The sequence below is a fragment of the Symbiopectobacterium sp. genome, from assembly GCF_047692315.1.
GTDB lineage: Bacteria > Pseudomonadota > Gammaproteobacteria > Enterobacterales > Enterobacteriaceae > Symbiopectobacterium.
Map to the genome: position 1 here is coordinate 1 of NZ_JBLLJS010000010.1, position 11,843 is coordinate 11,843.

Consider the following 11,843-nt stretch of genomic DNA (forward strand, 5'->3'; position numbering starts at 1 on the left):
AAACCAAGTTCATGATGTTTTAGGGACAATAAAAGCGTTACATCAGTACAGCAATTGGTATCAAATAATTTTCATTTGTGTGATTTTTGAGCGTATTAAATATTTTGCCTTTCGGTATCAAATGATTTGCCGCGCTATAAAGGGCACTACTTATGCGGCTGAAGCCATGGCGTCATTAACCATGGATTTGCTACAGAACCCGGCGCTGGTGGCACAGGCAAAGGCCGAACTGGCAGAGAAACTGAGCGTCACGCCGTTTGAGAACCCGATTCCCGATGGTGTGGTTCCGCCGATTCCTCAGGTATGAATAACGATCTGGCGGCATAAGCCGCCAGATCATCAGCAAGACGGGTATTACGGCTGAGCGACGAAACCAACCGCTTCGTACACTTTCTTCAGCGTTACATTGGCTTTTAGACGCGCTTTTTCAGCACCGTCACGCATCACTTGTTGCAGGAAAGCTTCATCGTTACGGAAATGATGATAACGCACCTGCAACTCGGTCAGCATGCCGGAGACCGCTTCAGCGACCGCGCCCTTCAAGTGGCCATACATCTGCCCTTCAAACGCTTTTTCCAGTTCAGGGATCGGTTTCCCCGTCACACCCGCGAGGATATCCAGCAGGTTGGATACCCCCGCTTTATTGGCGATGTCATAACGCACGACAGGCGGCTCATCAGAATCGGTCACCGCACGTTTGATCTTCTTCACTACGGATTTCGGATCTTCCAACAGCCCAATAACGTTGTTGCGGTTATCATCTGACTTGGACATTTTTTTGGTCGGGTCGAGCAGCGACATCACGCGTGCGCCCGATTTCGGAATAAACGGCTCAGGCACTTTGAAAATATCACCGTACAGCGCATTGAAACGCTGCGCCACATCGCGGCTCAATTCCAGATGCTGTTTCTGATCTTCACCTACTGGCACCTGATTGGTTTGATACAGCAGGATATCAGCGGCCATCAGCACGGGATAGTCAAACAAGCCGGCAGTGATGTTGTCGGAATAGCGTGCAGATTTGTCTTTGAACTGCGTCATGCGGCTCAGTTCGCCAAAGTAGGAATAGCAGTTTAGCACCCAGCTCAGTTGCGTGTGCTCCAGCACATGGGACTGAACAAAGATGGTGCTTTTCTGCGGATCAATACCACAGGCCAGATAAAGCGCCAGCGTATCCATCGTCGCTTTACGCAATTGCTGGGGATCCTGGCACACGGTGATAGCATGCAAATCAACGATGCAGTAAATGCAATCGTAATCATCCTGCATGTTCACCCACTGACGTAATGCGCCTATGTAGTTACCAATGGTAAGTTCACCGGACGGCTGTGCGCCGCTAAAAACGATGGGCTTATGCATGCTGACGCTTCCTGATTTTTTGACGAGAGTGGCCCCACCAGGGGCAAAAGTTGTGAGAAGCGCTCAGCACCACGTCGGGCTGACTCAGCGCAATGGCTTCTCCGTAGTTATAGCCATAAGTCATGCCAACGTTCGGGCAACCCGCGGCCTGTGCCGCCTGAATATCGTTGCGCGAATCGCCGACAAACAGCAATTCGGATGCCCACAACCCTTGCTGCGCCAATACCAGATAAAGCGGCGCAGGGTGCGGCTTTTTCATTTTGACATCATCGCCGCCAATAATTTGAGTGAAGACGCCTGCAATGCCCAGCGCTTCCAGCAGCGGCGCGACAAAAGGCGTTGGCTTATTGGTTACCAGCGCCATCGGGTAGCCCCAGTCGGCCAGTTGGGTCAGTGTGGCGTACACCTCAGGAAACAGCGTACTGCCGCCGTCCACCGTTTGCGCATAGTAGCGATCAAACAGTTCGCGTGCAGTGCGGATATCCTGCGCTGTAGGGGTCACCCCCGTCCAGAGCAGCGCCCGCTCACCAGCACATCAGCACCATTGCCTATCCAGGTGGCGACGGGCAAATTCAACGCTTGCAGCGCCATATCAACATCAACGGCATCCGCCAAACCTGGCGCACTGTCGACCAGCGTGCCATCCAGATCAAAGGCCAGCCCGCGAACTGCACTGATATTAGCCATGAGACACCTTATTCAATTCACTGCGCATCTTGTCAATTACCGCACGATAATCCGCATGACCAAAAATGGCGGAACCGGCCACGAACATATCGGCTCCGGCTTGGGCAATCTGGGCAATATTGTCGACTTTTACCCCGCCATCCACTTCAAGACGAATATCGTAGCCTCTTTCATCAATGCGTTGACGCACCTGACGCAGTTTATCCAGCGTGCCGGGAATAAAGGATTGCCCGCCAAACCCAGGGTTGACCGACATCAACAGAATGACATCGAGCTTATCCATCACATAGTCGAGACAGCTGAGCGACGTCGCCGGGTTAAGCACCAGCCCTGCTTTGCAACCGTGCTCCTTGATCAATTGCAGTGAGCGATCGACATGCTCGGAGGCTTCAGGGTGGAAGGTAATAAAGCTGGCACCGGCCTCGGCAAAGTCGGGAATAATGCGGTCTACCGGTTTCACCATCAGATGAACATCGATAGGCGCCGTGATGCCATAGTTGCACAATGCTTTGAGCACCAGCGGCCCGATCGTCAGATTGGGAACGTAATGGTTATCCATGACATCGAAGTGAACCACATCGGCTCCGGCAGCCAACACGCTGGCGGTATCTTCCCCCAACCGGGCAAAGTCGGCCGATAAGATGGACGGAACGATCAGGAAAGGCTTCATTCGTATCTCCAAAAAGTTGATAGGATAACCTGTGCTATGCGCACGCATCGGGTATTAACGTAGCGGTGCACCATAGAGCGCCAACAGCTCATTTACCTTGCTGCGCCCCATGATATTCCGACTGATGGTGCGTCTGGCTCTCACCACATACAGCGCCGCATCCTGATACCACTCTCGGGTCAGCTCAGTATCGTGGTTGGATATCAGCACGGGAATGGCACTCTCCACCGACAACCGATGCGCCAGCGTCGCCAGGCTCTGTTGATCGATGTTATTGAAATTATTCGTGTGATACGCTGTAAAATTCGCCGTTGCGGAAAGCGGCGCATAAGGAGGATCGCAATAGACCACAGCACCTTGCGTTGCTTTGAGCAGCGTCTGCTGATAGTGCTCGCAGACAAAAGTGGCATTACGTGCCTTGTAGGCAAACCAGCGTAACTCTTCTTCGGGAAAATACGGTTTTTTGTAACGGCCAAACGGCACGTTGAATTCGCCTCGCATGTTATAGCGGCACAAGCCGTTATAACAGTGGCGGTTCAGATACAAAAACAGTACCGCACGACGATAGGGCACCGCACAAAGATTAAACTCATCGCGCAACAGATAAAATATCTCCACCACGTTATGTTCATCGGTGAACAGTTCGCGCGCGTCACGAATGAAATCGTCGGTTTGCGTCTTAACGATATCGTAGAGATTGATGAGGTCACTGTTAATGTCCGCCAGGATGTAACGGTCGTATTCCGTATTCAAAAACACTGAACCGGCACCCACAAACGGCTCTATCAGACAGTCTCCTGCAGGTAGATAGCGGCGAATTTCTTCTACCAGCGGATATTTCCCACCAGCCCATTTTAAAAAAGCGCGGTTCTTCTTCATGCCGTCGTTAGTTACTCATTACATTTCAGAGCCGCGGATTGTACTCTGTGTCAGACAGCACATCAGGGCTAAAATTGGTGTTACTTATTCAAGTCCTGCTTCACCTGACGGATCGGCTTAACCCATGATTTTTGCGCCTGCACGGCCGCAGGAAGCGATGACGCGGCCTGCTTCGCTTCAGCAGAAGAAGCATAAACACCGTTCACCAATACATACCAAGGTTTACCGTCTCGCTTGGTTTCATAAACCCAGGCATTGGGTAAGTTGTGCTGCTTGGCGTAAGCTTTCAGCGTATCTGAACGTGATGCACTGCTTAATTGCAGTGTGAAATGGCTGGCGGGTGCATTTTGAATCGATCCCCCCAGCCCTGAAACCGTCGCCTTGTCCCCAGAGGATGTCGGCTTGCCTGATGTCATCGGCACTTTTTGCGTTGGCGTTAGGGCTGATTTGCCTTGTGCCGCTTTATCTTGAGCGTTTTTAGCATGTGCGGCTTTATCCTGCGCTGTCTTCTCAGAGACGTGCGGTGGATTTTTCGCCGAGGGAGCCACGGTGGCAGGTGCGGTCGGCAGTGTGGTTACCGGCGAAGAACCCGACGTTGCCCCCTGAGAGAACGCGTTAACCTTTTCTTGCTGCGTCGAAAGCGCATCCGTCATGTTACCCGGCAATTCGACACGCTGCTGCCCGGCTGGCGGAGGGTTTACCTGCGCTTGTGTCGGTGAGCCAGAGATCGGCGGCGCATTCAAGGTCTGCGGTTGCCCAGGTGCAGCAGCGCTCCCTGATACCGCAGCATTACCGGGCGCGACTTCCCCCTGGGCAGGCGCGCCCTGCGTCATCGAAGAAGAGGCAGACAAATCGATACTCTTCTCACCGTTGCCAGAAGCCGTCGTTTGCGCGCTATCAGCCGGTTTAGACGGTGATTGCAATGTGGAACCCACGCCGATGATCAACAGCACCACAATCCCAATCCCAATCATCAAATGTTGACGAGAGAGCGCCAGTTGCGGCGCAGAGAGACGGGGACTGCGTTGCTGACGTTGTGGCCGCCGATCGCTGGTATCCGGTTTTAACTCATCTTCTGGTTTAAACTCGTCCATTTAAACCCCTCCAACTGAAAAGCACATACCCGCTGCGCGGTAAGCGGAGCGAATTGTTGAATTATAAGACATTATCTTCTATTAACCATAAACCATCAGCGTGAATATGTCTGCAAATACCCGAAAAACTGTATTCACGCCCGGCAATCGGCGATCGACGCCAATACAATATCGTGTGATACACCACCGCGCACTTCCGAGCGACCAATCGCAGTGGGCAAGACAAGGCGAAGTTCACCTGCCTGTACCTTTTTGTCACGCATCATATGGGGAAGATAAGATTCCGGTGACATCGCATCCGGGCCGTGAACCGGTAACCCTGCACGTACCAGCAATGCACGAATACGATCAATTTCCGAGGCGCTGAATTGGCCAAGCCGTCTCGCCGCATGCGCGGCCATCATCATGCCCGCAGCAACTGCTTCACCGTGCAACCAGTTACCATAGCCCATCTCTGCTTCAATGGCGTGCCCATAGGTATGGCCCAGGTTGAGCAGCGCGCGCATCCCGCTTTCGCGTTCATCCGCTGCGACCACCTCAGCCTTTAGCTCACAGCAACGACGAATACAGTAAGAGAGCGCAGCAGGTTCCAGCTCACGCACCGCGTCGAGATGATTCTCCAGCCAAACGAAGAATTCGCCATCGAGAATAATCCCATATTTGATCACCTCGGCCAAACCGGAGGAAAACTCCCGGGCAGGTAAGGTGCGCAGACAGTCCAAATCGATAACCACCGAAGCGGACTGATAGAACGCGCCGATCATGTTTTTACCGAGCGGATGGTTCACTGCGGTTTTACCGCCAACGGAAGAGTCAACCTGCGATAACAGCGTTGTCGGCACCTGAATAAAGCGCACGCCACGCTGATAGCTGGCGGCAGCAAAGCCCGCCAGATCGCCAATTACGCCGCCCCCCAGGGCGACGATCGTCGTGTCTCGATCGTGAGGTTTTTGCAGCAATGCGGTAAAGACGTCATCCAGCACCGTTAGCGATTTATATTTTTCGCCATCAGGCAATATGACGTGATCAACATTCACACCCGCCTGCTCCAGCACCCGGCGAACCGCATCGAGATAGAGCGGGGCCAGCGTCTGGTTGGTCACCAACATCACCTGTTCGCCCGCGGCCAGCGGCATAAAAGAAGCCAGGTCAGCAAACAACCCGGCGGCTATTGTAATGGGATAGCTGCGTTCCCCTAATGTTACGGTAATTCTTTCCATGCGCGTGCTTTACCCGCTTGGCCCCGAAGCTCAGGGCGATGTCGTTACTCAGTTGCCATCCAACATACTGATGATCTGGTTGGCAACCACCTTGGCGCTCTGCTCGTCAGTGCGAATGGTGACATCAGCAATTTCTTCATACAGCGGATTACGCTCTCTTGCTAACGCCTCCAACACTTCGCGCGGCGGATCCTCTACCTGAAGCAAAGGACGCTTTTTGTCACGCTGCGTGCGCGCCAACTGTTTTTCGATGGTGGTTTCCAAATAGACCACAACCCCGCGCGCTGACAGGCGATTGCGTGTCTCGCGTGATTTTACCGAGCCACCGCCGGTAGCCAGTACGATACCCTGTTTCTCGGTCAATTCGTTGATGACTTTTTCTTCACGATCGCGAAAACCTTCTTCGCCTTCGAGATCAAAAACCCAGCCCACATCAGCCCCGGTGCGTCGCTCAATTTCTTGATCGGAGTCGAAAAACTCCATATTGAGTTGCTGAGCTAACTGACGGCCAATAGTGCTTTTGCCGGCACCCATCGGCCCAACCAGAAAGATATTGCGTTTCTCTGCCATGTTTTTTGGTATTACTAAGACAATTCGTTAATGATAACCCGCCCCGCCAATCAACCCAGCAACGGGACCTAAACTGAAACCTCATGAGCGATAGTTCGAGAATCAGACAGAAAATTATCTCAATACTCAGGGGCATTTGGCAACCGAATAAAATATCTCGCCCCATGTCGAACGGCAAATAGCGTATTAATTCGGCATCTTCTGGTAAGATAATTCCGCTTCGACAGACCGCAGCGCTCAATGGGCTAACCTTGTATGCTAAATCCAGCGCAGCGTCAAACTGAGAAAGCGGAAACGGGTAAATCTTGGATCTCAGCGCACACCGTTAGGTCTCCATCAAGACGATGCCGCGACTAACGTCGAGGTGATGAAAATCACCAGTTCACGCCGTTTATGCTCATGTCGTTGATGTTGAAACAGTGAGCCCAGTAACGGAACATCCCCCAACCACGGTACTTTTCGTTCCCCCTGATTTTTTTGCTGTTGAAAAATCCCGCCCAACACAATCGTCTCACCATCAGACACCACAACCTGGGTTTGAATTTCTTGCTTGTCGATTGCCAATGTTTCGCCATTGTCACTTTGTTTAATCACCAACCCCGGCATGTTTTGGCTGATTTTCAGGTTCAGAGTAATCTTGCCTTCACGCAGCACCGTGGGCGTGACTTCCATCCCCAATACGGCTTCTTTGAACTGAATGGATGTGGCGCCACTGGCACCGCTGGAGACCTGATAAGGAATCTCCGTGCCCTGTTTGATGCTCGCCATCTGCTTGTGTGCGGTAAAAAGACGCGGACTGGCAATGATTTCAACCTGGTTCTCTTGCTCGAGCGCTGACAATTCCAAATCGAGTAGCCAGCCATTCAAGCGCGCCAGATTGAATCCAATGCTGCCCGCAGGCAAATCAACCGGCAGGTTGACGTTAAAATCATTCAGGCGCAGCGCTCGGCCAGCGTTAACCGGTTCGCTCATGCCCCAGTTCACGCCCAAAGCCCGTAAACTTTCGCTGCTGATCGTGACGATATGCGCGGCCAATTGTACCTGAGGGACAGGCTGATCCAGCGCGTCAACCCATTTGTGTAACTGTTGTAATACCGCAGGGGCATCGCGCACCAATAGCGTATTGGTGCGCGTATCGGCACTCACGCTGCCCTGTTCTGACAACTGCGTACTGCGTTGTGCCAGCACGCTGACGGCAACCTCTTCCGCACTGGCGTATTGCAGGGCGAAGAAGCGATTTTCCAGCTCAGGCTGACGAATCTCCGCCGCACGCGAAGAAACCAGCAATACGTTGCCTTTGCGTTCAACCAACAATGCACCCTGAAGCGCGACAATGTCCAACGCCTGCTGCCAGGGAATGTTGTGCAAACGCAGGCTCATCACACCGTCAACTCCGGGGGCAATCACCACATTCAAACGCTGGTGCTCAGCGAGCGCCTGCACGATTTTCTGCACGGGAGCATCTCAAATATCAGCGAGATAGGCTGTGATGGCACACTTGCAAATACCGCGTGTTACACCAACACGGTAAACACTAACGCCATGATGGCCCTCAGCCTCCCGATCCGTTTCATCTTGCTTTCCTCCGTGCTCAGCGATGACATGTTCACCGTGTATCGATGCTCTGCGACGACCACGCAGCAGGCAGTTTCCGCGTCCAACTCCGCTCGTGCCCTGTTGAATCCATCACGCGTTTTTCTATCTGTACGCCGTGCTCATTGATGGCGCTGACGACCCACCCGGTGTTTGCTACCGCGTCGCCCACGTTCACCATGACCCAACCCTGCCTTGGTGCAGAAAGCCACCCAGACCATCTGGTTGAATGCCCAATCAAGCCTTCGAGCCGCCATTGTGCAATCGCATCCTCACCGGAAAAACGCCCAGTGATCGGCAGAAAAGGGTCCCGCCCCTGGGGGGCGGTATCGCTGTGCACCACCGATGGTAACAACGCCACCACCAGCATCCCCCCGTAAGTCAGATTCATCATTGCGCCTCCTCGCTGATGTCGGGAAGGGCAAGTTGCATTTCCACATGAAGACTCTCTTGTTGCGCGTTGATGGAGAGCGAATGAATATTCAACGGCTACGATGAGGCGGTAATCTGTTGAATGAAGGTCAGCACGCCATGGAAGTCAGTGCTCACTATCACCTTCCAGCTGTGAAGAGGCAGGGTCGTAGAAGGTTGCAGTGTTAACAGATCGGCTCTGGATACAGAGAGAGGGAGTAGAAGGCGCTCCGTGAGTGCCACCGTAACGTCATGGATGGGTTTTTCGGGCAGGGAATCCCACTGTTGCTGCAACGTGTGTCGCGCAGGGAAATCATCGAGACTCCGCACCAGCGTATCACGAGCCTCACTCGCGAGCAAAGTATGTTGGTGCAAGCGCTCCACTGCACTCGCTCCGGCTGAAGTACAGTGTAATAGCCCAGCGCCGCCATAACGCCAAACGATAATGGTTGAGATAACGGCGAAAGCCACAGCCAGTGATGGGCGTCAAGACCGTGCAGTAACAGGGAATAGGAAGCCACCTTCGTCAGTTGAGCCAGGGTGCGCAAGGCAAAATATCTAGTACGTCCGGTATTAGCCCGGCACGATGCAGGCACTGTTGCCACTGTGTCACTTCTCCACGTTTAGCGGCTGTGATCAGCAAAGTACCCGGTGATTGGGGCTCGGTGCGATAATCGAGCACCAGAGATTCACGGCCAATGGGAAACTGGTGGCCGATTATCACGCGCCACAGATTGCTTTCTCTGCACCCTATCTGGCAGAGATGGTGCGTCAGGAGATGGTGAAACGCTACGGTGAAGATGCCTATAACGACGGCTACAAGGTGCACACCACCATCACCAAGAAACGTCAGCTTGCCGCCGAAGAAGCGCTTCGCAATAACGTCATGGCGTATGACATGCGCCATGGCTATCGCGGCCCGGAAAAAGTGCTGTGGAAGGTCGGTGAAAGCGCCTGGGACCAAACGCGCATTATCAATGAGCTGAAAAATACGCCCAATTATGGCCCGCTCTACCCTGCCGTTATCACCCAAAATGATGCCGACAAGGCCACGGCACTCATGGCTGATGGCAGCAACGTCGTGCTGCCGCTGGCGGGCATGAAATGGGCGCGCCCGTTCAAATCTGACGTGCTGCAAGGGGAATGCCGCGTCGCGTCACCGAAGTGGTACAAAACGGCCAGCAGGTGTGGGTGCGCAAGGTGGGTAATGACTGGTGGCTGGGACAAGCGCCGGACGTCAACTCCGCCATTGTGCCAATGAACCCCACCAACGGTGCCATTGAGGTACTGGTGGGCGGCTTTGATTTCAATCAGAGCAAGTTCAACCGCGCTACGCAGGCGCTGCGCCAGATTGGCTCCAATATCAAACCGTTCCTCTACACCGCCGCCATGGATAAGGGCCTGACGCTGGCCACCATCCTCAACGATGTGCCGATTACCCGTTGGGATGCGGGCGCAGGCTCAGACTGGAGTCCGAAGAACTCCCCGGCAACCTACGACGGCCCGATTCGTTTACGTCAGGGATTGGGGAAGTCTAAAAACGTGGTGATGGTACGTGCGATGCGTGCCATGGGTGTCGATTACGCGGCAGATTACTTAGAGCGTTTCGGCTTCCCGCAGCAAAACATTGTGCGTACCGAATCGCTGGCGCTGGGTGCAGCCTCTTTCACGCCGCTGCAAGTTGTCAGAGGCTATGCGGTGATGGCCAACGGGGGGTATCTGGTTGACCCTTACTTTATTTCCCGTATTGAGAATGACACCGGCAACGCACTCTTTAACGCGACGCCGAAAACCGTGTGCGATACCTGTAATCTGCCACTGGTTTACGGCGAAACGCCGCGTTCTGCCGTTCTCTCGACGGACAACATGGGGAACGTTGCCACCTCGTTAGAGCAACAGGGTACCGTGCCTCAGCCGCAGATCGATGCGGTAACGCCGACCGAAGCGCAGGCAAGCACGCTGCCGTATGCGCCGCACGTGATTAGCACGCCGTTGTCTTTCCTGATAAAGAGCGCGCTCAACAGCAATGTTTTTGGCGAGCCTGGCTGGATGGGAACAGGCTGGCGCGCCGGTAAAGATTTGCAACGCCATAACATCGGCGGCAAAACGGGCACCACCAACAGTTCCAAGGATGCCTGGTTCTCCGGCTACGGGCCTAACCTTGTCACCTCGGTGTGGATTAGCTTTGACGATCACCGCCGCGATCTTGGCCGCAGCACGGTCTCTGGTGCGATTAAAGATCAGATCTCCGGCTATGAAGGTGGCGCAAAGAACGCCCAGCCAGCGTGGGATGATTATATGAAAGTCGCCCTGCAAGGCGTAGCAGAGCAGCCATTGACACCGCCGCCAGGCGTCGTCACCGTCACCATCGATCGCTACACCGGCAAGCTCTCCAACGGAAGCGGAAACAGCCGTGCAGAATATTTTATCGATGGGACACAGCCTACCGAGTTTGAAGTACACGAAGCGGGCACGACCCTGATGGAAAACGGCCAAAGCGAAGAATTGTTCTAACCGTTTAGAGGGAGGATGGTTCCCCCGGTGAAAGCCGGGGGAACTATTACTCAGACTGCCCTGCCAGCCACTCGCGCGTCAAAAACAGCGCACTAATGTTACGTGCTTCACGAAAATCCGGTTCCTGTAGCAAGCCAAGCAGATTATCCAACGGCCAGCGCACCGGAATCAGCGGCTCAGGCTCATCCCCTTCTCGCGTTTGCGGATAAAGATCGCGCGCTACAACGATATTCATGCGGCTGGAGAAATAAGAAGGAGCCAGCGTTAGCGTCGCCAGCAGCGACATCTGGTGTGCACCAAATCCCGCCTCTTCCATCAATTCGCGATTTGCCGCTTCAAAAACGGTTTCACCTGGGTCAATAAGCCCTTTAGGAAAGCCCAACTCGTACTGTTCGATGCCGACTGCATATTCGCGCACCAACACCAACTCATTGCCGATAATCGGCACAATCATGACCGCTTCCAGGCCCGAGGGGCGCATCCGTTCATACACGCGGCGCACGCCGTTGCTGAACTTCAGATCAACCGACTCCACGTTAAACAGACGCGAACGGGCCACTGTCTCCACATTCAGGATTTTCGGTTTTTTCAGATTGTTATCCATAAATATATTCGCCCTACGAGGCATCCCTGTGGCAACGAAAAAAATCTGATACCCGTCAAAAAAAATTGTTGAGGAGCATGAAGAACTGGCACCTCTTTTTCCGAAACGGGCGCGCCGCAGAATGCAAAAAAAAAACGTTAATTTTCTTCTTTGATATTGCTCACATTGTGCGTTAACAGGCTATCTTACTGCAACTCTGAAACGTCTAAATTTACACAATCGCAACAAATAACAAACATTTC

At 53.5% G+C, this 11,843-nt stretch carries 9 protein-coding genes and 4 pseudogenes; 2 read left to right on the forward strand and 11 right to left on the reverse strand.

What is annotated here, in order from left to right; translation table 11 throughout:
• Positions 1–307, forward strand: a pseudogene (locus tag ACMZI0_RS03080) (hypothetical protein); the annotation flags it as partial.
• 47 nt (positions 308–354) lie between these two features.
• On the opposite strand, the gene trpS reads toward ACMZI0_RS03080, so the two are convergent.
• The 10 genes and pseudogenes from trpS to ACMZI0_RS03130 form a co-directional block, all read right to left on the reverse strand.
• Positions 355–1,359: a tryptophan--tRNA ligase gene (gene trpS / locus ACMZI0_RS03085; protein WP_415671908.1), complete on the reverse strand. Its 1,005-nt coding sequence runs from the start codon at positions 1,357–1,359 to the stop codon at positions 355–357.
• A gap of 8 nt (positions 1,360–1,367) precedes the next feature.
• Positions 1,368–2,046 (reverse strand): annotated as a pseudogene (locus ACMZI0_RS03090) (phosphoglycolate phosphatase); the annotation flags it as partial.
• Positions 2,039–2,716 (reverse strand): ribulose-phosphate 3-epimerase, encoded by a 678-nt coding sequence (gene rpe / locus ACMZI0_RS03095; protein WP_415671909.1) that lies wholly within the window; start codon positions 2,714–2,716, stop codon positions 2,039–2,041. The pseudogene ACMZI0_RS03090 and the gene rpe, both read right to left, overlap by 8 nt.
• 54 nt (positions 2,717–2,770) lie before the next feature.
• Positions 2,771–3,595, reverse strand: a complete 825-nt coding sequence (gene dam / locus ACMZI0_RS03100; protein WP_415671910.1) for an adenine-specific DNA-methyltransferase — start codon at positions 3,593–3,595, stop codon at positions 2,771–2,773.
• An 80-nt stretch (positions 3,596–3,675) separates the two neighbouring features.
• Complete coding sequence (locus ACMZI0_RS03105) at positions 3,676–4,689, reverse strand: SPOR domain-containing protein (RefSeq protein ID WP_415671911.1); 1,014 nt, start codon at positions 4,687–4,689, stop codon at positions 3,676–3,678.
• A gap of 134 nt (positions 4,690–4,823) precedes the next feature.
• Positions 4,824–5,909: a 3-dehydroquinate synthase gene (gene aroB, locus ACMZI0_RS03110; RefSeq protein ID WP_415671912.1), complete on the reverse strand. Its 1,086-nt coding sequence runs from the start codon at positions 5,907–5,909 to the stop codon at positions 4,824–4,826.
• A gap of 48 nt (positions 5,910–5,957) precedes the next feature.
• A complete protein-coding gene (aroK, locus tag ACMZI0_RS03115) occupies positions 5,958–6,479 on the reverse strand; it encodes a shikimate kinase AroK (protein WP_195315773.1) in 522 nt (173 codons plus the stop codon).
• A gap of 336 nt (positions 6,480–6,815) precedes the next feature.
• A pseudogene (gene hofQ / locus ACMZI0_RS03120) lies at positions 6,816–7,975 on the reverse strand (DNA uptake porin HofQ).
• 110 nt (positions 7,976–8,085) lie between these two features.
• On the reverse strand, positions 8,086–8,466 hold the full coding sequence (locus ACMZI0_RS03125) for a HofP DNA utilization family protein (protein ID WP_415671913.1): 381 nt from the start codon (positions 8,464–8,466) through the stop codon (positions 8,086–8,088).
• A 95-nt stretch (positions 8,467–8,561) separates the two neighbouring features.
• Positions 8,562–8,954 (reverse strand): hypothetical protein, encoded by a 393-nt coding sequence (locus ACMZI0_RS03130; RefSeq protein WP_415671914.1) that lies wholly within the window; start codon positions 8,952–8,954, stop codon positions 8,562–8,564.
• Positions 8,955–9,195: 241 nt separating this feature from the next.
• Between ACMZI0_RS03130 and ACMZI0_RS03135 the strand changes: the two are divergent.
• Positions 9,196–10,997 (forward strand): annotated as a pseudogene (locus ACMZI0_RS03135) (penicillin-binding transpeptidase domain-containing protein); the annotation flags it as partial.
• Positions 10,998–11,043: 46 nt separating this feature from the next.
• Here ACMZI0_RS03135 and nudE read toward each other — a convergent pair.
• Complete coding sequence (gene nudE / locus ACMZI0_RS03140; RefSeq protein ID WP_415671915.1) at positions 11,044–11,601, reverse strand: ADP compounds hydrolase NudE; 558 nt, start codon at positions 11,599–11,601, stop codon at positions 11,044–11,046.
• Between the last annotated feature and the right edge of the window lie 242 nt (positions 11,602–11,843).